This window comes from Mycobacterium sp. MOTT36Y (assembly GCF_000262165.1).
GTDB classification, from domain to species: domain Bacteria; phylum Actinomycetota; class Actinomycetes; order Mycobacteriales; family Mycobacteriaceae; genus Mycobacterium; species Mycobacterium intracellulare.
Genome location: NC_017904.1, coordinates 3,097,157 through 3,121,126, shown reverse-complemented (window position 1 = coordinate 3,121,126; position 23,970 = coordinate 3,097,157). Strand labels below are relative to the sequence as shown.

Genomic DNA, 23,970 nt, shown 5'->3' with positions numbered 1-23,970 from the left:
GCGGCGGTGGCGGCGCCATGCTGGTAGGTGCCGAGCGAGCACTTAGCCGAGCGAGCCGATGAGCTCGCGGCATGCCCGTTCGCAGCGGCGGCAAACTTCCCCGCACAGCCGGCAGTGCTCGTGATGGGTGGCGTGCCCCTAACACTCGTCTGCGCAGCTTTTGCAGGTGATGGCGCATGTTTCGAGCACCGTTCTGGTCAGGTTGGCATCGTAGCCGGTGTGTCGGGAGAGGACACGGCCGGTGACGTCGCAGATATCCGAGCAGTCGAGGCACGTGCGGATGCATTTCCTCAGCTCGTCGACCGCAGCTTCGCTGAGGCAAGCGTCCGCACAGGCTGTACAGGCTTGCGCGCAGTCGATACAGGCTTCGATACAGGCTGTCACGTTGGCCGTATCCCCTCCGCCGAGGTCTTGGGGATAGCTCTCCAGCATGCTGCTGGTAGTAGTCACGTGTTCTCCGGGTGTTCAACGGCAACGGTTTTGATCATTTTCGGGGGGGGGGGGGGGGGAATGCCTCCGCGCAGTCGTACTCGGTCCGACATACGCTAAACGGATCGCGCGTCTGTTCCCAGTTTTTGAGGCGAACAGTCACCTTCTGGCCGGACAAGTTCGATAACGGCTCTGGTCAGAATCGGGTCGAGCAATGCGGTAGCCGCAGACAAGGTGCTCACCCGCTGCGGAGGGCCCAAACAAGTCACCTTTGATTGTGGAATACATTGCGAGACATCACAGTTGCGTCCAAGAACACTCGAAGGTCGCCGCGCAATCGATGGTATTGGGTTTACGGGTTTCGACCGCACGGCCGCACTTCCCTAACGCTGTCACCACCCACGTCCTACCAGATACTCATTATGACCATCAGTTTCAACATGGCTAGGGTGATGCCGAGGTCGCTAGCCTTGCTAGACGAAGATTGTCTGAGATGTCATTCTCGACGGCCTGGATTGAGTGGCGTGCGCCCCGGCAGGCTTCTAATTGGTGAGTAACCCAAACCACCGTTCAACCTGCTCGAGCACGACGAGTATGTTGGGGTGAAGCAGATTCGAACTCGAGGATGGGCGACGAGCCGTTTCGTTATCCGTCGAATTTCACGAACGATGTGTCGTTGCGTCGGTGGGGTGCGAGTGCAAGGGCTACGCCGCCCGCTGAGTGCCCCGTGGCCGCTAGTGGTGCGCCATTTGTCCGTCTTCTTGGCCTATGCTCCCGGCACAGTGGTATCCGGGCGGTATTGCGGGCAGTAGGCATTGACTGCGGTGCCGAAGAAATAGCCGGCCACGTGTGCCGAGAGGTCGGTGTCTTTTACCAGCGACAAAATCAGGTTGGCCGGCGTCTGGCCTGCATCGAGTCCGGTGCACACTTTATGACCGGCCGCGATTGCGACATCGCGGTTGGTAAAGACGATCCCGTGTTTCTTGAGCGCGGCGAGGAAGTCATCGTCAGTTTGATCCGCTGATACAGGTGGAGCGAACTGCAGCGCAGCAGCAAAGAGCAGGATTACGCTCGTTGTCAACCATTTCCACCGAGGCACATTGGTTTGGGCCATTAATCTCTCCCGCGGGTGTTAAAAGGTCTTGAGACGCGGGAGCGTCGGGGGCCACCGACATGGCTTTGTTTGGTGCGCGCGCGGCGTCGTCGACGTTGGATGATGATGAATGCCACTGCCAGGGCGACCGCAATGGTGGCGAGGATGGCAGTTCCTGTGATCTGCTGGATGTCGTTGTAGTGCGGTAGGTAGTTGGCTTCCGCGGCGAATCGCCCGTTGCGTGGCGTGCTCATTTAGTGACCTTTCGGGTTGGCCCAAATTCATCGGCCGCTGAGCTGGACAGCCTTGACGATGAGCAGGACGGCGCCGACGACGAGGTAGCCGCGCAGCGCAATCATGCCTAGACGGGTCCCTGGCGACCAGGTCACGGGCTCTAACAAGGTCAGTGGTGGCATTCGCCAGCTATTGCGGTCAATAGGCCGCGCCGGGCTCGATGCCGCCGGTGGTGAGGGCTGGCGGCGACCCATCCAACGAAGTGCCGGTACCGTGGCTGCGGCGAGGATGACCAACGTCAGTGCCAGGTAGCCGGCGACAACGATCACGTTGAGGTCGGGGAACAAGGTAGTCGCGATCAGGATTCCCGACAGCAGCAGCAGGACGCCGACGATCAGCCCGGCAACCCAGTTGAGCCAGGGCCGGTTCACCCAGGGGCCCAATACTTCCCGGTCGTTGCACAGCAGCAGGAGGAACACGCTGGCGCTGGGCAACAGCAAGCCAGCGAGGGCCTGCACGGCGGTGGTGATCAATCCAAGGGGGGCGCCAGGGATCAGCACGATCGCTGCCGCAAACGCCACCATTGCGCTGTAGGAAAGGTAGAAAGGTTTGGCATCGGCAAACCCCCGGTGCAGCGAGTGTTTCAGGCCGAATACGTCGCCAAAGGCGTAGCTGGTGGCCAGGGTCACTGCGGCGGCGCCGAGGATCGAGGCGTCCATCAGCACGATCGCGAACAACCAGCCGAGCGTCGAATTGTGTTGGCCCAGTAGATGCGAGATGGCGCCGGCGTCGGTGAAACCACCTGTGGTGTTAGTGGAGCGCGCCGCCCAATCGCCGATCATGACCAGCGCGGTGGCGCCGATCACCACGATGAACGCCCCCAACACGGTGTCGGCGCGCTCATAGCCCATAAATCGAGGTGTAATGCGCTTGTCGACGACGTTGGACTGCTGAAAAAACAGCTGCCAAGGCGCCACGGTGGTGCCGACGATGGCAATGATCAAAAGCACCGCATCCGAGGTCACGCCGCCGGAGATGTTCGGCACCACAAATGATTTGGCGGCCTGGGCCCACTGTGGGTGCGCTATCAGCAGGATTGGGATCTGCGCCAAAGTGATGGCAATGAAGACAAACATGGCCCGCTCCCAACGGCGAAAGCTGCCGCTGGCCATGATCGCGATGAGCGCGACCGCTGAAACCGGAACGACAATATATTTGGAGATACCGATGTAGGTGGCGGCCAAAGTGATGCCGATGAACTCGGTGACGATCGTGAGGAAGTTGAGCAGGAACAGGTCGCCGACGGAGAACCAGCCCCAGCCGCGACCAAAGCGTTCGTTGATCAAGCGGGCGTGTCCGACGCCGGTAACCGCGCCCAGCCGGACCACCATCTCTTGGTTGACAATGAGCACCGGGATGAGCAGGAGTAGCACCCACAGCAGGGAGTAGCCATAATTTTGGCCAGCTTGGGTGTAGGTGGCCACCCCGCCGGCATCGTTATCGCCGACCATCACAATGATTCCGGGACCCACAATGGCAAGCAGCGTCAGCAGCCGCGTCTTGAACGTGCGGGGATGGTCGGTCTCCTCGACGTTAATGCGCCCGAAGGCGCCCTCGATATCACCGAGGTGAGCCGAGTCAAGCACAGCGGTGCGCTTCGGTGGTGGCGACTCGGATCGGTGAGTCGCTGCTGCGTGGCCGGTCGCGTTCTCTTCGCCGGAGGTCACCGCGCCTCACTGTTAGGTGCAGGCGCATCGCGATCGTCATCTGGTGGGGTGATTTCGCGGACCGGGCGGGGGGCGGGTTCGCGGCGACGCCAATCCTCGGGGATCGTAGCTTCTAGCACGTCATCGACGGTGACAACCCCGAGCACGCGATCCTGGCCGTCGACGACGGGGATGGAGTAGAGGTTGAAGTCGGCCATCAATAGGGCGACGTCGGTCAGATCGGCTTCGGCGCCGACCCGGATTGGGTCGCAATCCATCAGTGCTTCAACGGTGTGACCGGGTTCGGCTTGCAGCAGGTCGATCACCGACACGACACCAGCCAGGCGGTTGTCTTCATCAAGGACATGCATCTTGACCAATGCCTCGGGCTGTATCGTCGTGGCGCCCGCGATCACTGCCAGCGCCGTGCCCGCGGTGGTGCTTGCGGCGCAGGAGACGAAGTCGACATTCATCAGGCCGCCGGCACTGTCGGGGTTAAAGCCCATCAGGGTGATCACCTTCGTGCGCTGCGGGCCCGGCATCAGCTCCAGCACGCGCCTGCGCCGCGATTGACGCAGGTCTGCGATCGCGTCGGCGGCGTCGTCGGCGCGCATCCGGCCCAATAGTGCGGCGACCTCGTCATCGGCCATGTCATTGAGCAATCGGCTGGCCTTGTCAGGGTCAAGTTCTTCGAACACGTCGGCTTCCAATTCCGGGTCGCTGCGGACCCGGTCGAGGATCTCGCCGCCCTCGGCTTTGTCAGCGTCTTCGAGAAGATCAGCGATGTCCGCGGGTTTGAACCCGCTGAGCCGGCCTGACTGACGTCGCGATGCACCGGAGCGGGCGTGGCCGATCAGGGGTTCGAATGCCTTCCAATCTCGGGCCGCATGCCCACCCCGGCTTTTGATTAGTCCGAAGAACCGCGCCGGGCGGCGAGTATCCAGACGGACAAGCACCCACCCGCCCCCGGTATCTTCGAGCTCCACGTCATAGGCGCGTACCAACTCCACGGCAGCCACATCGATCAACCGGTGTCCTAGCACATCAGTGCGCAGCAACACCTCGCCGTCGCGGCGTTCGAAACCGCGCAGATCGATTTTGTGTGTCGCCAAGACCACGCGGTCTGGGGCGTACTGGGAAATGGAGGGGCTGCCGATGAACACCCGCCGCCTCCCCACCACAGCGACGATCCCACTCACCAGCGGATGCTCGTCGGCGCCGCGCAGCCGCACAATCACGTCCTGCACCCGGCCCACAGCCTCGCCCGACCGGGCCAGGACCGGCGCGTGCAGCAACTCTGAGAGATGCATAACCGGGTGCGCCCCGGCCTGCTTAGCTGGCGTTTCGGGTCCACTCACTTCTGCTCACCTTTCTTACCGGGCGCTCGTCGGGCTCAGGATGCCGTAGCCCACTCGAACGGGTAACCCTCGCGAGTCACGCGCTTCGGCGATTCGCTGCGGGGGAGACGCGACAGCATGGGCAATCAATTGGCGACCAGGGCCGACATCGCGTCCTGATACCGCCGCCCCGGCGGTACTTGACGATCCTGGACGGGCCGTAGATTCGTTGCATCGTTACGTTGAATCGTGACTCGATGGCTTTGGCCCAGCAAGTGGTTTGATGCGTCCGGCGCGCACGCCATTGGCGATGACGACGACCTCGGTGAGCTCATGCACGAATACCACCGCAGCCAAACCCATGGTCCCGAACAGCGACAGCGGCATCAGCACGGTGATGATCGCCAGTGATAGCCCGACGTTTTGCAACATGATCTGCCGGGAACGACGGGCATGGTTCAGCGCTTGGGGCAGATGGCGCAGGTCCTGGCCCATCAGCGCGACGTCGGCGGTTTCGATGGCGACGTCGGTTCCCATGGCGCCCATAGCGATTCCCAGGTCGGCGGCGGCCAGGGCCGGAGCATCGTTGACGCCGTCGCCAACCATCGCGGTCCGCCGCTGGGCACGTAGCTCTGCGACCAGGTGTGCCTTGTCCTCGGGACGCAGCTCGGCGTACACGTGCTCGATTCCGGCTTCGGCGGCCAAAGCTGAAGCGGTGGCGCGGTTGTCGCCGGTGAGCATTGCCACCTGGTAGTTGCCGGCTCGCAGTTCGGCGACGACCTCGGCGGCTTCCGGACGTAGTTCGTCGCGTACGGCGATGGCCCCGAGTAGCCGCCCGTCGCGTTCGACGAGAACCGTTGTGGCTCCGGCTTGTTGCATGCGCATGACGTCCTCGGCGAGGCCGGCTGGGTCCAGCCAGCCAGGGCGTCCCAGTCGAACATCATGGCCGTCGAGCCGCCCGGTCAATCCGGCACCGGGGATGGCGTGCACGTCGCTAGCCGCGGCGACCGACGTTCGGGTCGTGGCAAGAATGGCCGCGGCCAGTGGGTGCTCGCTGCGGGCTTCCAGCGCGGCTGCCGTAGCCAGCACCTCCTCGCGAGTGGCGCCCCCAGTGGTGACGACTTCGATGACCGCAGGCCGATTGGCCGTCAGGGTGCCGGTCTTGTCCAGGGCAATTGCGCCGAGGGTGCCCATGCCTTCCAGGGCGGCGCCACCTTTGATGAGTACACCGAACTTGGCGGCCGCCCCGATGGAGGCCACCACCGACACGGGCACCGCGATGGCCAACGCGCATGGAGAGGCAGCAACCAGTACCACCAGAGCACGTTCGATCCAGACGGCAGGGCTACCGAAAATGCTGCCCACCCCGGCGATCGCGGCCCCGGCGATCATGATGCCCGGCACCAGCGGTCGCGCGACGCGGTCGGCCAGTCGCTGACTGGCGCCCTTGCGCGCCTGCTCGGCTTCCACGATGTGCACGATGCGCGCCAGCGAGTTGTCTTCTGCCGTTGCGGTGACCTGCACCAGCAGCGCGCCGGAACCGTTGATCGACCCGGCGAACACGTCGTCGCCGGGTCCGGCTTCGACCGGTACCGACTCACCGGTGATCGCGGAGACGTCCAACGAAGTGCGACCGTCACGAATGATGCCGTCAGTGGCCAGACGTTCAGCTGGTTTGACGATCATTTGATCACCGACCTGAAGGTCGGCTGCGGCCACCACGGTTTCGCTGCCCGCGCGCAGCACTGTGGCCTGATCCGGCACCAGCGACAGCAACGCGCGCAAGCCGCGGCGCGTACGCGACACCGCGAATTCCTCCAAGCCCTCACTGATGGAGAACAAGAACGCCAGCATGGCAGCCTCGCCGACCTGACCGAGACCCACGGCGCCGGCCGCAGCGATGGTCATCAACGTGCCGACACCGATGCGGCCCTGCGTAAGTCGCTTGATGGCCGACGGCACGAACGTCGAGGCCCCCACCGCCAAGGCGACGACTTTGAATGCCAGAGCGACCGGCCCCAGTGGAGTGACCCATGCGGTGATCACCGACCCCGTCAGCAACACCCCGGACAACGCAGCGCGCCGCAGCTTGACGACCTGCCAGAGCCGCTCCGGCGCGTCCTCGCTGTCATCATGGTCGCAACAGCCATCGCTAACCGTCTGCGGAGGACGACCTTTCTCAAAATCGCACGAGCCCGACCGCACCCGCGTGCTCCAGTCGATGACTCGTTGCACCACACCGGGCTTGCGGCCGTCCGCCGAGTGCGGGGTACGCGGTGGTACCGACGCTACCGGGATGTGCTCAGCATCGGCGATCGCCGACAGGACGGCGGCGGTGTCGCAGCGCTCAGGCGCGTACCAGATCACCACTGAGGCGGTGCGCGGATAGGCCCGCACGGCTTCGACGCCGGTGACCATACCAACGGCGTCCTCAATCGCGACCGCGCGGCCGGTGTCGAATCGAAACCCGCTGGCGTGCACCCGCATTCGTCGCGCCGTCGCAGACACAACGCTCAGCTTGAGGCCAGCATCGGGATGCGCAGCGGTGGTCGGCATCATCAGCCCTCCTAGCGGTATAGCAGAGCGCCCTTCTCATCGCGGATGTAAAGCTCTCCTATCCGCCGAGGAGTGCCCAGCGTGCGATGTCAGCTACAGCAGTCGTCGGCTACGGGGTCGACCGGAAGGGAGGCGTTGTCACCGATCCGATCGCGAGCTTCGGCGACCACGTCGGCAACTTTCAGCCGTGCGGCTTCGGCCGCCACCTCGGCGCGCCGGGTTCCCCGCAGGCCCCATTCTGTGGCGGTCACCGCTGCGCGGTGGACGGGAGTTTTTCCCACCGCCTTGCGCAACACTTCGTAGGCACTCACCCCGACGAGCCCGGTAAATACCGTCCCGGTCGCCCTGATCAGTAGTCCATGTGCAACCACGGCTAACCCTCCTCATCTTCTGCTTGCTCGTCGCGATTCGGCGAGCCCGCTCATCGACTAGCCGGCATGGTGCGGACTCCCTCGAACGTGGCTTGCTCACCACCGCAAGGCTGATCGGTGTCCACCGCGAGAACGACCTGAACCAACTCGCTCAGGGCACGCGCGAGGTGACTATCGGCCAGGGCATAACGAACCTGGCGGCCCTCATACGTTGCGATAACCAGGCCGCAGCCCCGTAAGCACGACAGATGGTTGGACACATTGGATCGGGTCAATCCCAGGTGCGAAGCCAACAGGCCGGGATAGCAAACTCCATCCAGCAGCGCGACAAGAATTCGGCACCGCGTCGGATCGGCCAGCGCCCGGCCCAGTCGCGACAACGCCGATTCCCGCACCTCACACGTCAGCATGGCCGCAACTGTACAGTTGTCGCTGATATAACAGCAACGGCTGAACTATGGTTCCGAATCGCGGTGCACCTGTGATGTGTGGCGTCGGTATGCAGTCGACGGGTTTGGGAATTCCGCGGCGGGGCATGCGCAGCCGGGGTTGTGGCGGTCAAAGAACCCTATTTCTCAGTCGTAGGTTGCGGGAAACCTTGTCCCAGTATCGATTCCACCGGGCAGTGTGGGCATCGGTCCACGTCATGGGGCCTCCGTCTTCAGGGCGGTGTCTAGTTGCGCCCGATGCCGGGCGCAAACCGCCCAACCGCGGCGCGGTAATCGGTGTAGGCGCGGCCGTGGATACGGGCCAGATACGGCTCTTCGACGACACGGACCTGAACCTCGATGGCCGCCAGCAGGACCACGAACGCGGCCAGGGCCAGCGGGTTGGGCGTCATCAAAGCGATGCCGGCGGCGAAGACGAGCATGGCAGCGAAGATGGGATTGCGGACCCAGCCGAACACACCCGTGCGTACCAAGGTGGTGGTTTCGTCGGGGTCGACCCCGATCCGCCAGGATTCACCCATGCCGTGTTGGGCGCAGAGGGTGGCGGCGAGTCCTGCGATCGCCGCCACCACCCCGGACGCTTGGACAGCGGGTGCGTGCAGGACCGGCATCGGAGTGAGGATTTCACCGAGTTGCAGCAGCGGGGCAGCCACACCGGCGAGGATGGCGCCCACGAATCCGACGCCGGCCCACCATTCCAGCGAGCCGGGACGTCCACTGACGCCGCGAAATCCGGTCGAGCCGGTGCGCCGCTGCTGGGTCCAGCTGCGCCAGCCGAACCCGAGTGCGGCGAAGACGAGGTAGAGCGTCAGCGCGGACACAGGCATCATGGTCAGTCCTGTCCTGTGCGAACCGGCGACAGCTTGCGCGATTGCTTGCTGTACGGTGGCGACGCCGCGGGTTGCTCGCTAGCGGTGCCGACGGGCTCCCCCGTCGAGTGTTCGTTCGCGGTCGGGGATTGACCGTTCATCAGGCGGTAGCGGATCAGTCGAGAGCTGTTGGTGACCACCGCGACCGAGGATGCGTTGTGCAGGATCGCGGCCAGCACCGGAGACAGGGCCCCTCCGGCGCCCATGAGCAGACCGACGGAGTTGACGGCGATGGACATGCCGTAGTTCTGCCGGATCACCGCGACGGCTCGCGCACCCAGATCGGGTACATCGAGCAGGCGCTGCAGGTTGTCGTTGGCCAGTGCGATATCGGCGGTTTCCACTGCGACGTCGGTGCCGGCCAGACCCATGGCGATCCCGATATCGGCGGTCGCCAGTGCCGGCGCGTCATTGACGCCATCACCGATCATCGCGACGACGTAACCCTCGTCCTGCAGTTGGCGCACCGCCTGAAGCTTGTCTTCGGGCAGCACCTCGGCGCGCCACTCGTCGATACCGAGTTCGCCGGCCACCACCTCGGCGGTATCCGGATGATCACCAGTCAGCATCACGATGCGCCCAATGCCCTTGCTGCGCAACTTGTTCAGCACATCGGCGGCCTCGGGGCGGATTTCGTCGCGCAGGCTGATCAGCCCGACCAGCGTGCCGTCCACCGCCAGCAACAGCGGGGTCTCAGCCTGGCGCCGCAATTTGTCAACCCACTCGGTTGCCTTCTTGGACACGCGGACCTTTTCGGCACGCAGCAGCGACGGGCTGCCCAACAGCAAAACGCGGCCATCAGCCCAGGTGCGCATGCCCAGGCCGACCAATACTTCGCACTGTTCGTGCGGCGGGATCGTGATGTGGCGTTCGTTGGTCGAGCGGATCACCGCTTCGGCCAGCGGATGACGCGAATGGATCTCAGAGCTGGCCGCATAGGCCAAGACCTCTTCGGGCTGCCAGTCCTTCTGGAAGGCAACGACATTCGTCACGACGGGGCGCCCAACGGTGAGCGTCCCGGTCTTGTCGAACACGATGGCGTTCACCCGCCCGGCTTGTTCGAGGTGCGATCCGCCCTTGATCAGAATGCCGCGGCGCGCCCCGTTGCCGATCGCTGCGCTGATCGCAGTCGGGGTCGACAATCCCACCGCGCATGGACACGCGATCAACAGCATGGTCATCGCGCGCCGGATGTCGCCGGTCAGCAGCAGGGTTGCCGCGGACACGATGAACGAGATCGGGACAAATCGGCGCGAGAAGTTCTCACCGACCGTTTGAATCGGCGCCCGATCGTGCTGGGCCTCCTCGACGCGGGAAATGATGCGCCCGATCGTGGTTTCGCTGCCCACCGCGGCCGCGCGCACCACGAGGCGTCCGCGTACCACCACCGATCCGGCGTGCACGCGGGAGCCGACGACCATGCTGACCGGCAACGTTTCGCCGGTGATCGCCGACTGGTCGACTACCGCTTCGCCGTCGAGCACCTCGCCGTCCACCGGGATCGCCACGTGATCGTGAATGACGACCTCGTCACCGATTTGCAAGGTATCGATGGGCACCTGGACTTCGCTGCCATCATTAACCCTGATCCAGGCGGTGTCCGCGGTGCCGCGCAACAGGTCGGCGATGGCCCGCCGGGTGCGGCGCAGCGTCAGGTCCTGCAGGTACTCGCCGATATTGAGCAGCCACAACACGGTCAGCGCGACCACGTTCTCCCGCAACACCATGCTGGCCACCGTGGCCACCGTCACCAGGGTGTCGGTGCCCGCTCGGCCAGAACGAAGCGAACGTAGCGCCCCGCGGAAGAACGGATAGCCCATGAACACCGTCGCGCCGGTGGCCACCAGCTGACCCTTGGGCCCCAGCAGCGGCGGGCGGCGGAAACCGTAGCGGCGCACACCCAACAACACCAGCGCCGCCCCGCCGACCGCAAGGCGCAGCACCTCGGTGTTGCGAACATCAGCCGAGCGCGGCGTACGCGCGGGAATCAGCTCGGCAGCGACGTCTTTGGCCGCCGCAATGGCCGCCATGATCGCCGAGCGATCACAACGCTTGGGTGAATACCACACCACGACCGATCCGGTGTGGGGATAGGCGTGCACCGCGCGCACCCCGGTCTGCTTGTCCACCTTGTCTTCGACGGCCACCGCACGACGGGAATCCGAACGAACCCACGGAACATGCAATCTCATCCGCCCCGCCGCATCGGAGAGAATTTCTACGGCGGTGTCCTCGACAACAGTCATAACAGCGATCAGTGGTCGTGGTCGTGGACCGCGGCCGCAGCCGGCGGGGAAGCCTCTTCACCGATGCGTTCACGCGCCTCGGCGACCACGTCAGCCGCCTTCAGCCGAGCCGACTCCGCTACCACTTCTGCACGACGCGTCCCTCGCAAACTCAACTCCGCGGCCGCGACCGTCGCCCGACGCACCGGCGCCCCACCAGCCGCCTTACGCAACAGCTCATAGGCACTCACGCCCACCAATCCGGTGAACACCGTAGCGGCCGCCTTCGCCGCTAGCGCATGCGGAAACATCAACTTCCTCCTCGTGTTCGGCCCTGTCGGGCGCATTTCACCTACTACTCATTCGACCGTAACATAGATACATCGCAATATCACTATGAATTTCGGTTGGGCCAACCGGCCGGGGGCGCCGGCAAGCAAAGCGCAGCCGCCAGCCCGCGCGTAGCACCTGCATCGGCTGCGACTGCCAGGCGTCGTGCCGACGGGGTGGTCAGCGTGGGGGGGCCTCGGTACTAACCGGTCCATCAAGGGGGAGGGCCTCACGACGGCACCATGCGCCGTGAAGTTGGTCAGATGCGAGCCCGGCTGTCCGATCGCCGCTGGCCGCCGCCGACGGCGACTCAACATTTGGGCTGGATAAACTTGACAGTGCGCGACTGTGGGATGTGGAGGCCACTGGGTCGGGCATGCACGGAAGTTGAAGGCAATGCCGCCGGCGCAATCGTCAGTGGTGTCCGCCCCGATATCCTCCGTGGTGACCACCGTAATAGCCCTCTCCGAACAATCCACCCAAAAATCCTCTAGGGCGGGGATTTTCGACGTACACGGGCTGCGCTGGGTACTGCGCAGGCGCATACCCTCCCGGCGGTGGCGCGGGTTGGGGTGGCTGTTGGGCGGCGTAGAACTTGGCCTCGGCCTCGGAGAGTTGCTCTAGTTCGCCCCGGTCCAGGAAGACGCCGCCGCAACCCGTGCACTGATCGATCGTCACCCCGAAGCGCTGCACCGGCAGCATCTGCGACACACACCGCGGACACAGCAGCGTTGACTCTTTGGCCTCCATTGATCCGCGCTCGTCTGCCATTTGGACCTCCCTAATCAGGCAACGGCGATGCCTTACCCGCCCAGACTAACAAACTATAAACGCATGCGCATATACGAATGCGCATGACTTGGGCTCCGCGGTTACCCCGCCGTCGCCTGATCAGCAAGGGAGCGATGCGAGCGCTCGGGGGCCGATATCGCGCGGGCCAATCGGGTGCTGCGCCGCCGGCTATACAGCAGGCTGGCCACCGCGACAGCCAGGCAGGCGGCAGCTGGAAGAAGCAGTGCGTTGTGGCCGAACCGGCCGCCAATGAGGGCGCCCGTCGCGCCGCCGCCGACGAATAGCACCACGGTCGTCGTCAGCACCGCGGCCTTCCACTTGTCCATCCCGTGGCGGCGGCTGCGGCCCAGTATCAATCCGAGGTCGGTGATGGTGCCGGTGAAGTGCGTGGTGCGGATCGACATTCCGGGAGCGTTCGAGGTCATCGCGTTTTGCAGCCCGCACGCGGCCGCCGCCAGCAGCGCCTTGAAACCGGGAATCTCGATACCGGCTGCGGCCACCAGCAGCGCGGCCTCGGCGAGCAGGACCGCGGCGTGGCGCGCACTGGTGTGGGTTTGCACCGGCGCCAGTACAGCGCCGGCCCCGGCGGCTCCGGCCAAAAATCCGCCTACGATCAGCGCGATCATGCAGCTCTCGTACAGCAGCGGATTGGCTGAGTCCATGCCCAGCTTGGTGCTCAGTGCGGTCAGGTTGCCCACCGGAAACGCCAAGACCAGCAGTGCCACCGAATTGATGAAGCCAGCAACCCCGGCTAGCACCCCGCTGTAGCCCAGCACCAATACCCGCAGTGAGCGTGTTTCGCGGGTTGGCTTGTGCGGCATGGTTTCTCCTTCCGTAGACCGGAGGCTGGTTATGGTCCGTGGTGGGTCTGTCAGGCGCCGGTGAAACGATGCGTCGGGCCGTGTGGACCCTCGCAGTGCGCATGCTCGCCGGCTGCACCCTGCCTGCCGATTTCGGAGGCTTCGTGGTCGAGCTGCAACGTGGTGTGGGAGATGCCATGCTCGTGGGCCAGCAGCTGCGCCAAGTCGTTTCGGGTGGCGTGGCAGTCGCGGCCCGGCGCGACGATCACGTGCGCCGACAGGGCCGGTTCACCTGAGGTGATTTCCCACACGTGCAAATCATGAACTTCCACGACGGAATCGTGAGCGGCCATGGCCTGCCCGATCGAGTCCGGATCGATACCTTGGGGCGCGGCCTCGAGAAAAACGAGGCTAGCGGCCCGCACCAATCCGATGCCGGCTCGCAGCATCAGCGCTACCACGACCAGCGTGGCGATCGCGTCCGCACGCCCGAACCCGGTGACCACGATCACCACCCCGGCCACGGCGGTGGCGATGAAGGCGAACAAGTCGTTGAGTATGTGCTGAAAAGCGCCCTCAACGTTCAGGCTGGCCCGGTTTGCCCGGCTGATCATCCACGTCGCCGCCAGGTTCACCACCACACCGACCAGCGCGGTGACTAGCACCAGTGCACCCGTCACCTGCGGCGGGTGGATCAGCCTTTTGATCGCCTCATAGGCCAGCCATGCCGCCAACACCAGCAAGGTCACGCCGTTGGCCTGCGCGGACAAAATCTCCACGCGCCGCCACCCGTAGGTCATCCGCCCCGACGCCGGACGCGCAGACAGCCGAATCGCCCACAACGCCAACGCAATCGAGGCCGCATCGGTGAGCATATGGGCCGCATCAGAGAGCAACGCCAATGACCCCGCGATGATCCCCACTACCACCTCGCCCAGCATGAACCCGGCGATCACTGCCAGCGCACCGCCCAGCCATCGCCGGTCAGAATCCGCCGACGTATGCCCGTGGGTGTGGCTATGGTTCTCGTTCATCGACGCCCCCCGACCGCCCGATCCATGTCGACAAACTATGCGTATATCGCGATATATGCAATGGCGGTGTCGAGTATTCCGGTGCCGTTCATCTGCCCCAGGCCCTAGCATCCGCAATCCTCGCCGCGCCACGATCGCCGCCCCTGCCAGACGGCGACGGCGGCGATGCCCAACCCGATGGCGGGGTCTAACCACCATCCGTTGCGCCATGCGAGGGTGACCGCCAAGCCGAGGAGGACTGCGGCCGCCTGTGCGGCGCACAGATAGTTTTGGATGCCCTTGCCGATTGTGGCGCCCGAGCCCAGCCGTGCGCCGAGTTTCTGTTGCGCGCGGCCCAGGATCGGCATCTGCACCAAGGCGGCAGCCGTCAAGACAACACCGACCAGCGACGTGTGTGACACGTGCTCTTTGAGTAGATGGTGCAGGGATTCAGCGGCAATGTAGGGGGCGCTGAGCCAAAACGACACCGCTACGCCACGTTGCGCACGGAGCTCGGCCGTCTCTGACAAGGTTCGCGTGCCGCTGAACCGCCAAATCACGACCAGGCTGGCCATCGCCTCGGGTGCGCTTCCTAATGCCCATGCGGTCAGTGCGACAGATCCTGTAGCCACGCCCTGCCACAGGCCGAGCGCCCCTTCGGCGACCACAAAGATCAGGCTGACCCAAGCCAGCCATCGCGCCCATCGTGCGGCAGCGTGCCATCGGGAATCGCGTTGAAATGTCATCGCTGTTCTCGAAGGGGTCGTGCTGCAACAGCTAAGGTCGTCGCTTCCCGGGGTGGCGGCTGATCCAAACTGCGTCATGAGACTCGCTCCACGAGTGAGCCGAGCGCGCCGTTAGACCCGCGGTGACAACGCTGCGAAATACACGCTGTTGGTCCGATTGGCTCGGTGCCTTTAGCGACGACTGGCGCGGCGCTCATTAGTACGCCGCGGGCGGCGACTGAGTCAACTATTTCCATGACTGGCTCTGCGGGTTCAGCGGTCCGCTGACGGGCGGTGTCACGAACCGCGGCCGGAGACCGGGCGCGATGGTGTGGTGGCGCATCAAAATTCTCCCGAACGACAAAGGCATTTGACGAAACGACTCCAGGTGGCGTCGCTTCACTGTTCTTAGACGCGGCCGACTGGCCCTGGGCCGCATGGTGAGTGAGGACGCCAGATAACGCGACGCAGCTTGGCTGCCGGGTCAACTCATCGAAAATATCGACAGGTCTTCGACCCATCCCGCGGGAAAGAATGCTCGTCAATCGAGCAGGGGGATTACCGGTAGACCGTGCAACGCCGTCTGATCTGGCGCCGACCTATCAGCGCCGTGCGAGACAAAATCGTGTTAGCAGGTCTTGACCGGCGACGGGTGTAGCGGGTCCTCGAGGTGGACCCCGTCTGGCCTGTCGCGCCCACACAAAGCAATAACCGACAACGGCCACCGCCGCGACCCCGGCGTACACCAGAAACGCGTCATCCCAGCGCGGGACATCCGCCACCGCCGTCGCTACGAGGCAGGAGTGCGACAGCCCGCTGTCGCACTGCGCGTGATCGCCATTTACCGCCGGTGCACCATTCGATGAGCTATCCGACTGCTGAGCCGCATCAACCGTGGCGGCCGCGTGCCACGCGTGCTCGGCGGCACCACCCAGCAACCAGAGTGCCGCGATGATGGCGATGGCCGATCGCAGCAGGGGAAGCTTGAGAAGGTCGCTATGCACAGTGCTTCCAAATGTAGCAGCGCTAGGCGTGTGCCTCCGACATTGCAACCTGGGGGGCTGCTGTGTCTTTCAGATCGAAACTGCGGCGTGTGAGGCGCTCGTTTCTTGTTGAATCCTGAATGGCGGTGTTGGTTCTCCTTCGGCACAATGGAGGTTCGCTGAGGCAGCCAAGCTCCGTTTTGTGTCTCCGAGATGCACAATGCCCGAATCGCTTGCTTGGCGCTCAACGCGTGGCTGAATCACCCAAGATGCTAGAAAAATCTGGAATCTCGACGCCTACCTGGTCCAGGTAGGCCCACTGACCACACCGGCGCTTCCCGGGCCGCCAGGCGCCTCCGAAACGCGGACCGCCAACCTCAATAGCTGACGTGAACGCGCATTCGTAGCGCGAACGCCATTTCGACTGGTTTGTGCCTACATAAGGAAGGAATAGGCAAGGCAGTGGGCGGGCGGCGGGATTGACCAAGCTGGCCGCGATGAGTTCGGAGGCGCCCGAACATGCGGGTGGTGCCGGCCATGGGACTCGCACCGGGCGGCGGCGCGGGGCAAAAAGTAGAGCGCAGCTGACGGTCAGTACGCGACGACGGCCCAGCGGCAATTGTTTCCATAACCGAATAAGAGCGTATCGGGTTGTTACCCGACATGGTCGCCGAAGTCGTGGCGGGCGATCGAAGCGATGCGTCAGTGCGACAATTGCGTTTCGACGGTCTCCCAACGGCAGGAAACGAACACGCCGGCAACAACGTTGATTGGGTTTCGCCGCCGTCGTGATCAGACATCCGACATTGTGTGCCGGCCATGGGTAATCTACTATGTGCGTACGTAGTTAGTGTATGACGGCGACCGGCGTCGAATGCTGTGCGGATCGGAGGGTGACGGTGCGGGTGCGGGGCTTCGGGGAGTTGGAAGCGGTGGTGATGGACCGCATCTGGGACCGGGATGGAACCACGACGGTCCGCGAGATTTTTGACGAGCTGGCCGCTGAACGCGAGATCGCCTACACGACAGTGATGTCGACCATGGACAACCTGCACACCAAGGGGTGGCTGGCGCGTGAGCGAGATGGCAAGGCCTACCGGTACTGGCCGGCGTTGACCCGCGAGCAGCACAGTGCGCAACTGATGCGCGAGGTGTTTGACGCCGGGGGGCGCTCTGAACTGGTGCTCAGCCACTTTCTCGAACAGATCAGTCCCGAGGAATCCGCGCATTTGCGTGCTGCGCTGCAGCGTCTGGCCAGAAGAACCCGGCGCAAGTAACCATTACCGGGCCGCCAGAGTCCTGCCTTTACCGCATCGAATAGGGCTGCGTTGCAGACGTATTGTTGAAAGTCATCTCGTGATCGCGGGCCGCTATGGTGGTCCCACGGGCCCGCCGGCCCCGTCCATCACGTCCTGCATCGTCGTGGTATCCCGTCGTGCACGAAACCACTCACCTCGCGGGCATGAGCTCGGATGGTGCCAGACAACGCGGGACCAGACGTTCTCACGGCGATGGTGGCCCCCCTGCGCGTCGCCGTAGGCGGCAGCCACCCCAGTATCGCGGTACAGCGTCGGCGGGGTCGAGCTCATACCAAACGAACTCCGCGCTGCGGTCAGCTACCCCAAATCATTTGTATACGGCCAATTACTCGCGCAGTCATCGCATCTCGCCCGCCTACATCAACCGGCGGTAAAATTCATCCTCTTCCGCATCGCCGCGCTCATGAGGTGACCCGACCCGAGCAAACGCGCCATCTCCTCCCGCTGACCGGCCGCTTCGTCCCGCGCCGCCAAGATGAACCGCAAGCACCACGGCCGCGGTGATGACACCCAAAATCACCATCACCCCCAACGTGTTGAACAACGCGCTACACCAAACCCAGCCGTCGCCGCCATACGACATCATCAGCGCATTACCTCCGTCTCGTTACCGATCACCACACGACCGCGGGATCTGAAAACCGATACTGCCCAACCGTATCGCCCACCTAGACTGCGACGCCACCCGCCAGAATCGGTCGGGCGACGAGTCCGATATGCATTTCTACTATCTATGTACACAGATAGTAGATCAAGCGTGTCGCTTGCCAGGGTGATGGGACCACCGTTTTGCCATGAGCATGGGACCGGTTGTTTCCGGTTACTGGCCGTTGTGATGGTGACTGACGAGATGGCTGCTGGTCAATTCGGCTGGTCCGAATTGACCGGCTTTGCGGGGCGGGGTTTCTGACGTTGCCGGTAGGACTCGCCTTCGACGACGAGTTCGTAGGCCGCGGATTGGAGCCGGTCCATCGCCGACTGCGCCAGCAGTGGGTCGGCCATCATGGTGAGAATCTCTGGGGGTTCGCGGTTGCTGGTGATGATCGTTGAGGCGGTGCGGTGGCGTTCCACGATGATTTCATAGAAGTCATTGGTCTCGGTGGTTTCAAGCCGGTGCAACGCGAGGTCATCGATGATGAGTAGCTCGACGCGGTGCAGTTTGCGTACCTCGTCTTCATAGCTGCCGTCTAGCCGTGCCCCGCGTAGGCGTTTGAAGAGTTTGTCGGCGCGTTCGGTGTGCACGCTGTGGTGACGTCGGACCGCGATGTGTCCTAAGGCGTTGGCCAGGAACGTTTTTCCGACCCCGACCGGGCCCATGATGAGCACGTTGTAGGCGTCGGCCAAAAACCGCAGCGAGGTCAACTCTGCCCACAACTGGCGGTCGTAGCTGACCGCGGCGGTATCGTCCCAGGCCTGTAACTGCATCTGCGGATCCAGACGGGCCGCCTTGGCGCGTAGTTGGGCGGATTTGCGGTCGCGGCGGGTGACCTCATCGGCCAGCAGCATCTCCAGGAAATCGTGATGCGGCAACCGATTGGATCGTGCCAAGGCGAGCCGTTCGGGCAGGGTGTCGAGCAGCTGGCCGAGCTTAAGACGGCGCATCAGGACTTTGAGGTCTGCAGAGATCTCGATCGGCTTGACCGCTGGGGTGGCGTCAGGACGGGCGGGGCTCATGATGGCCTCCGCACCGTAAAGTCAGTGGCGGCGCGCACGAATCTGGATGCCGTGGGCGACGGCTTGGGGATCAGCGGCAGCTGCGCACCGGCGCCACGGGTGAGCATGCGCTCGATCAGGCCGACGTCGATGACCTCGGCGTCCAGCGCGCGTCGGCAGGCATCATCGACCGCCTCCGCGCCGTGGCGGCGCACCAATCCCAACAGGCGGTAGACCTGGCGCATCTTGGTCCACGGCAGCGGGTGTTCTAACACCGCGGCGGCGTAGACGCCGACATGGGTGCCGTGGGTGGCTGCCTTGCGCTGCAACGTGTTCAGATCCCGCATGGCATAGACCGACACCTCAGCGGGCAGGTCGGCGGGATCGGTGTGGCGGCGCCCCGGACCCACCACGGGGTGGACCTTGATCAGCTCACCGCGCCAATACAGTTTGACCGTATGCGCATCCACGCGGGCATCGAGGCGGCGGCCAATCAGCTCGCCGGGAACGCTGTAAAGCGCCCGCGCGATCTGCACATGCCGATCCGGGGCCACCTTGGGCCGGCTCCAGGTCGGGATGTCGAACACCTCGTTGGGCACCGGCTTGAGTTGGGGTAGCTCCTCGGCGGCGAACACCTCGACCGGGCGGCACCGGGTGGTGCCGTGGATTCGCATCCCGGCCACCTGCCCACACCACTGCTCAGCTCGCGCGCGGCAGTCACTCAGGTTCCGAAAGTCTTCTCCGGCAAAGAAATTCGATCTCACATATTGGACGCAGCGTTCGACGCGAGGCTTATCGCGGGGGCTGCGGATGCGGGTGGGGTCCACAGCGAATCCCCGAGCCTGGGCATATTCGCGAAATGCGTCGTTGAGCTTCGCGTCGGTCGCATCAGCCTTATCCACGATGGTCTTCATGTTGTCCGGGATCACCACCGCGAACACCCCACCAAAGAACACCCACGCCGCTTCGAACCCGGCGATCACCTCGCCCAGGGTCTGCCGGTAGGTGGGCCAAACGAACATGTGCCGCGAATACACCGCGGTGAAGATCAACCCATGCACCACCCGCCGGCGGCCGTCCTCGATGTCGGTGAGCAGCCCGAGTCGACCGAAGTCGACCTGCAGTTCGCTGCCGGGCTCACAATCGGCCACCGGCACCGTGGCCCGCCGTTGCCCAAAGCCCAATTCCGTTGTGGCATATCGATGCAACGTGCGATACGACACCACCACTCCGCGCCTGCCCAGTAGCGTGTGCACCTTCGTCAAGGTCAAGTCCTGTTTCAGCCACGCCTGGACCTGCTCACGCTGAGTGTCGATGATCTCCCACGTCTGGCTCTTGCCGTTGGGCCGGCTCGGCCGCACCTCGGCGATCACCGCCGCCAACAGCTCGTCAGTCAGCTGACAGGCGTCGCCATCACGGTCCAGCCCGCACGCGCGCGCCCGATCCACATACCGGCGCACCGTTTTGCGGTCGGTGCCCGAGAGCCGGGCCACCTCCCGATACCCGCGACCATCCAGCCACAGCCGCAACATCTCCTTGACTTCGATCACAGAAACCTCCCGGTAGCTCATTCGGCCAATACAGCGGCCGAGCAACCGGAAGCCCCGACGCCACGCCGGGTGGTCCCATAACTGGCAAAACAGCTAGCCAGGTGGTCCCATCACTGGCAAACGGGTGGTCCCATGCTCATGGCAAAACCGGCGCCGAGCTGGCCCCTTGTCCCTGGCAGCCGACAAAGTCGAAAATTCCGGCAATGGACAGAGATGATGCGGCTCTGGCTGCGGCCGGCTAGTCGTGTCACGGGCCAAGCCGGTCGCGCGACGATGAACACGTTCGGCCGCGCGTAGTCGAGGAGTCGGACGAAACAATCGTGACTACGACCAGATATGAAACTGCATCTACGTACCGGCTGTCGTAGATGATCAAGGTGTGGTGACGCTTCGGCTGGTGAACTTGCCAGGTGCTTCCCTCGTGACATAGCAGGAGGTGATGAAGTGCCCAAGGGTCATCAGCGGATCGGATTTGCAAGCGACGATGACGGTTCGCGACGACGATCAGGCCGCCATCTTGTGGCGATACGCGTTGCGATTGATGGGCGGCGCTTGTCGTGCCAAAGTCGTGGTCTGGGAAACGCTGCTCCGGGGGGACCTCGGAATCGCCGAGGGGCCGGTCAAGTCCCGATTGCGCTATGTCGCTCGGACAGAACGGCTTACGCTGCAAGAGGACGGGGTGACACGTTGACCGCGCTACCGCCCATCGCGATGCCCGCTGGCAGCGAACGCCAAATGATGCAAGGTAATTGGCTCGAGGCCAAAAGCCGTCCGGCAGCCCGATCCGTGTGCCTTCGAGCCCGAATGCCTGCTAGTAGCTAGGGATGGAGGGCGATGATGACATTGTTACGCGGACTTGGCCCGCCTGGTGACAACCACCTCCATGCGATGTGGGATGCCGCGTACGTCTTGGGATCACTGTCGGCCACCGATTGGCGGGAATTCGAGGCCCACATGGCCGGCTGCCCGCAATGCCGTCAGGCCGTTGCCGAGCTCAGCGGCATTCCGGCCATGCTGGCGCAGCTCGCCCGCAGTGACATTGGTGCGATCAACGAGGCAGACCACCCAGCCGGAGCAACCGAGATGCCGCCGGATTTGCTGCCGTCGATGCTGGCCGCGGTCCGTTCGCACCGCGTTCGAAGCCGCGCGATGATCTGGGTGGGCTCGGCTGCCGCTGCCGTCATCCTGACGATCGGTGTGTTAATTGGGGTTAATGGCAGGTTCCCGACTTCGCCGCCACAGGCGGCGCTGCCGATGGACCAAATCGGTACGACCCTGCTGGCGTCGACAGTGTCACTTAGCGGCCAGCAATGGGGTACAAACATCGCGCTGAAGTTCGTGTGCCTAGCTCCACCCGATGCTCCTCACGATACGGTGGCGTTGGTCGTCGTGGGCCGCGACGGCAGCCAGACCCGGCTGGCGACGTGGGTGGCGATCCCAGGCCATACGGCGACGCCCACCGGTAGCATTTCGATGCCGGTAACCCAGATCGCCGCAGTACAAGTGGTTTTGGCCGACAACGGCCACGTGATGCTCCAGCGCTCGATCTAGCCTCGACCGCAGCCGCACCCAATTGTTATGCGAGGCGCAACGCTACGGCTCCGCCTCGAAGTTGTTCTGGTCGGTGTGGGTTCTCCGGGCTGGACGGTGTCGTAGGTCAGGACGATTCGTCGTGTGCGTTGAGGGCAGGGCAGCAGGGTCGCCGCTCATGGGATTGCCATTAAGGAAGTCCCGTAGCGTCTTCCGGCACCGGCTCGCAGCCCGCCGATGCTGTCAGTGGACAGGCCCACGCCCAATTCTGTAAGAACTCGTCGAGGGTAAACGTTCCTTCACGGGCTATTGATATGAATCACTGCGTCAAGGCGTGCGTGTGCACGAGGCCGATTCTCCGACGGGCGACGCCGATCATCGCTGGACCTCGACGGTTACTCAGACTGGGGAGGCCTGTGCGCTTTACCGTTTAATCATCTACTATATGTGTACGTAGACAGTGCTGCATCAATGACCCGTGAGGAATTGGGCGCCTACGATGGCGCCGCTGACAGACAGGAAGAGGATTGCTCCGTCGCGACCCGCATATGGATATTCGATGCGCCGGCGGCGGATCTGATCGGGTCGAGTCCGATCGTTTCCGAGGCGTTAGACCAGCCGGCGCGAACGTCAAGGGTGGAACGGCCTTCCAAAGCCACGTAATGTTATCTAGCGAAACCCGGAGGTGCACATGACTGAAACACCCTAAGCCCCAAGCGAATCCACGGCCGGAGAACCGAGCCCTCAGCGATCCAGCCGTCTAGGTCAGGCCGCGGCAGTGGTGGGAATCACCGCCGGTGTTGTCTTCATCGTGGGTGCGGTGTTTGTTTCGGGCTTTTTCCTTGGCTCCCGCTGGGAGCATCACAACGGACCGCAGGTGATGCGCTGTGAGATGGGCGGGTCTGGCGGCGGAATGGGAGGCATGATGGGGCCCGGTGGCATGGGGCCGATGGGGCCTGGCCAACCGTCGTCGTCGACGTCGACTACTCCTTCGGCCCCGGTCACGCCGAGACCGTAGCCGAATGGCCTAGCAACCGCATCCAGAGGTTCCTAGGCCACGCATTGACTCTGAAACCGTTCCGCAGCAAAGAAATTCGTGCTCGAAGGACGGCCGGCTCGGGCGCGTCCGTCCATGACCGCCCACGCGCGTGGCTGCTACTCCACTGGTCATCTCCTTCGGTTGGCCGCAAATCAACTGCGCAGGGTGCATATGGAATTCGGTGGCAATAAGAGTCCATCCGTCACCCGGGTCGCTATGTCAACATGAACTGGGTCCGGCTGGCGGTATGAATTGGCCCACTTAGGATGCTTGAGGATGCCGGGTGAGCGAAGCTGGGTGTATGCGTGCAGAGCTACTCACGAGCCCGGGGTGTCCAAATGCGGCGCTGGCTCGGCGCCTGCTCGTGGACTGTCTGTCCGAGGTTGGTTTCGCTGAGCGAGTGGTGGAAAGAGTCGGTGCATATACATCGCCGACCGTGCTCGTTGATGGTGTCGATGTCATGACATCGGGTGCCCCATTGATCGCCAATGCGTGCCGGCTGGACCTCCCGACCAGGGAGCGAGTGCTGGCGGCGCTGAATGATGATCGGCGCCGTTAGCCTGATCGACGCGCCCGCGGCACGGATTCAGCTGGGGCTGAGACTTTAGATTTCGGGTCTGGGCCAGCCGGTAGGAGGCGGTGCCGGTTCAATAATGGCGCCGCCGAAGGTAAGTCGGGCGAATGGCGGCGCAGAAGCGTGGGGCGGTAAACGGTTTGTCCACCGTGAGGAGGCTTCCTTGCTGGCGATCGCGATAGCGTTCTTTCCTCCGCTGGTCAAAACCTGGAAGAGCAGGTCGGCGCTGCACGTGCCTAGTTCCGTGTAGCCAATCAAGCAGCAGAAGATCCACACGCCCCTGGCAGTAGGTGGCCTTGGTCAGTTGTTTGTCGTCGGCGGCTTCGACGAGCTCGTTGACCAGTCATGGCCAAGGTGTAGCCCGACCTGTCACAGACATCCGCAAGTCTGACT

At 63.8% G+C, this 23,970-nt stretch carries 19 protein-coding genes and 3 pseudogenes; 3 read left to right on the top strand and 19 right to left on the bottom strand.

The annotated features are described in order from the left end of the window. Window positions 1-42 precede the first annotated feature (42 nt). From W7S_RS26315 to W7S_RS14125, 15 genes and pseudogenes are all read right to left on the bottom strand, one after another. Window positions 43-432 (bottom strand): annotated as a pseudogene (locus W7S_RS26315) (four-helix bundle copper-binding protein). Window positions 433-1,195: 763 nt separating this feature from the next. Further along, window positions 1,196-1,543, bottom strand: a complete 348-nt coding sequence (locus W7S_RS26310) for a DUF732 domain-containing protein (protein WP_081490110.1) — start codon at window positions 1,541-1,543, stop codon at window positions 1,196-1,198. After that, window positions 1,543-1,776, bottom strand: coding sequence for a hypothetical protein (locus W7S_RS26305; RefSeq protein WP_020822724.1), 234 nt, complete (start codon window positions 1,774-1,776; stop codon window positions 1,543-1,545). The genes W7S_RS26310 and W7S_RS26305 overlap by 1 nt, the downstream gene beginning before the upstream one ends. 27 nt (window positions 1,777-1,803) lie before the next feature. Then, a complete protein-coding gene (locus W7S_RS14170; protein WP_020822723.1) occupies window positions 1,804-3,483 on the bottom strand; it encodes an Nramp family divalent metal transporter in 1,680 nt (559 codons plus the stop codon). Next, window positions 3,480-4,772, bottom strand: coding sequence for a magnesium transporter MgtE N-terminal domain-containing protein (locus W7S_RS14165; protein WP_014711810.1), 1,293 nt, complete (start codon window positions 4,770-4,772; stop codon window positions 3,480-3,482). Before W7S_RS14165 ends, W7S_RS14170 begins: the two co-directional genes overlap by 4 nt. Before the next feature lie 264 nt (window positions 4,773-5,036). Continuing rightward, the gene (locus tag W7S_RS14160) at window positions 5,037-7,358 is read right to left on the bottom strand and encodes a cation-translocating P-type ATPase (protein WP_014711809.1); all 2,322 of its coding nucleotides are present in this window, start codon (window positions 7,356-7,358) and stop codon (window positions 5,037-5,039) included. 86 nt (window positions 7,359-7,444) lie between these two features. Beyond that, entirely contained in the window at window positions 7,445-7,726 is a 282-nt protein-coding gene (locus W7S_RS14155; protein WP_014711808.1) for a DUF1490 family protein, read from the bottom strand. 50 nt (window positions 7,727-7,776) lie between these two features. Further along, complete coding sequence (locus tag W7S_RS26300; RefSeq protein ID WP_020822721.1) at window positions 7,777-8,136, bottom strand: helix-turn-helix transcriptional regulator; 360 nt, start codon at window positions 8,134-8,136, stop codon at window positions 7,777-7,779. 263 nt (window positions 8,137-8,399) lie between these two features. Further along, window positions 8,400-9,002 carry an isoprenylcysteine carboxylmethyltransferase family protein gene (locus W7S_RS14150; RefSeq protein ID WP_033712914.1) on the bottom strand — a complete coding sequence of 201 codons (603 nt, stop codon included), beginning with the start codon at window positions 9,000-9,002 and terminating at the stop codon, window positions 8,400-8,402. A gap of 5 nt (window positions 9,003-9,007) precedes the next feature. Further along, a complete protein-coding gene (gene ctpC, locus W7S_RS14145; RefSeq protein WP_020822720.1) occupies window positions 9,008-11,290 on the bottom strand; it encodes a manganese-exporting P-type ATPase CtpC in 2,283 nt (760 codons plus the stop codon). Window positions 11,291-11,298: 8 nt separating this feature from the next. After that, on the bottom strand, window positions 11,299-11,580 hold the full coding sequence (locus W7S_RS14140) for a DUF1490 family protein (RefSeq protein WP_008257367.1): 282 nt from the start codon (window positions 11,578-11,580) through the stop codon (window positions 11,299-11,301). Between the two features lie 433 nt (window positions 11,581-12,013). Continuing rightward, entirely contained in the window at window positions 12,014-12,349 is a 336-nt protein-coding gene (locus W7S_RS26295) for a zf-TFIIB domain-containing protein (RefSeq protein ID WP_014711804.1), read from the bottom strand. A 122-nt stretch (window positions 12,350-12,471) separates the two neighbouring features. Then, on the bottom strand, window positions 12,472-13,212 hold the full coding sequence (locus W7S_RS14135) for a DUF1275 family protein (protein WP_014711803.1): 741 nt from the start codon (window positions 13,210-13,212) through the stop codon (window positions 12,472-12,474). A 50-nt stretch (window positions 13,213-13,262) separates the two neighbouring features. Next, window positions 13,263-14,225 (bottom strand): cation diffusion facilitator family transporter, encoded by a 963-nt coding sequence (locus tag W7S_RS14130; RefSeq protein ID WP_014711802.1) that lies wholly within the window; start codon window positions 14,223-14,225, stop codon window positions 13,263-13,265. Window positions 14,226-14,329: 104 nt separating this feature from the next. Continuing rightward, complete coding sequence (locus W7S_RS14125) at window positions 14,330-14,950, bottom strand: cation transporter (RefSeq protein WP_020822717.1); 621 nt, start codon at window positions 14,948-14,950, stop codon at window positions 14,330-14,332. A gap of 1,861 nt (window positions 14,951-16,811) precedes the next feature. On the opposite strand from W7S_RS14125, the gene W7S_RS14120 reads away from it, so the two are divergent. Then, the gene (locus W7S_RS14120) at window positions 16,812-17,189 is read left to right on the top strand and encodes a BlaI/MecI/CopY family transcriptional regulator (protein WP_033712913.1); all 378 of its coding nucleotides are present in this window, start codon (window positions 16,812-16,814) and stop codon (window positions 17,187-17,189) included. 397 nt (window positions 17,190-17,586) lie between these two features. Here W7S_RS14120 and W7S_RS26950 read toward each other — a convergent pair whose 3' ends face one another. The 3 genes from W7S_RS26950 to istA form a co-directional block, all read right to left on the bottom strand. Then, window positions 17,587-17,817, bottom strand: a complete 231-nt coding sequence (locus W7S_RS26950; RefSeq protein ID WP_020822714.1) for a hypothetical protein — start codon at window positions 17,815-17,817, stop codon at window positions 17,587-17,589. Window positions 17,818-18,092: 275 nt separating this feature from the next. Further along, a complete protein-coding gene (locus W7S_RS14115; RefSeq protein WP_014711800.1) occupies window positions 18,093-18,905 on the bottom strand; it encodes an ATP-binding protein in 813 nt (270 codons plus the stop codon). Further along, window positions 18,902-20,455 (bottom strand): IS21 family transposase, encoded by a 1,554-nt coding sequence (gene istA / locus W7S_RS14110; protein WP_033712892.1) that lies wholly within the window; start codon window positions 20,453-20,455, stop codon window positions 18,902-18,904. The genes W7S_RS14115 and istA overlap by 4 nt, the downstream gene beginning before the upstream one ends. Before the next feature lie 571 nt (window positions 20,456-21,026). On the opposite strand from istA, the pseudogene W7S_RS27875 reads away from it, so the two are divergent. Next, window positions 21,027-21,125, top strand: a pseudogene (locus W7S_RS27875) (RNA polymerase subunit sigma); the annotation flags it as partial. Between the two features lie 143 nt (window positions 21,126-21,268). Next, the gene (locus W7S_RS14100) at window positions 21,269-21,985 is read left to right on the top strand and encodes an anti-sigma factor (protein ID WP_014711797.1); all 717 of its coding nucleotides are present in this window, start codon (window positions 21,269-21,271) and stop codon (window positions 21,983-21,985) included. A gap of 1,626 nt (window positions 21,986-23,611) precedes the next feature. Here the strand turns inward: W7S_RS14100 and W7S_RS27870 are convergent. After that, window positions 23,612-23,920 (bottom strand): annotated as a pseudogene (locus W7S_RS27870) (ATP-binding protein); the annotation flags it as partial. Between the last annotated feature and the right edge of the window lie 50 nt (window positions 23,921-23,970).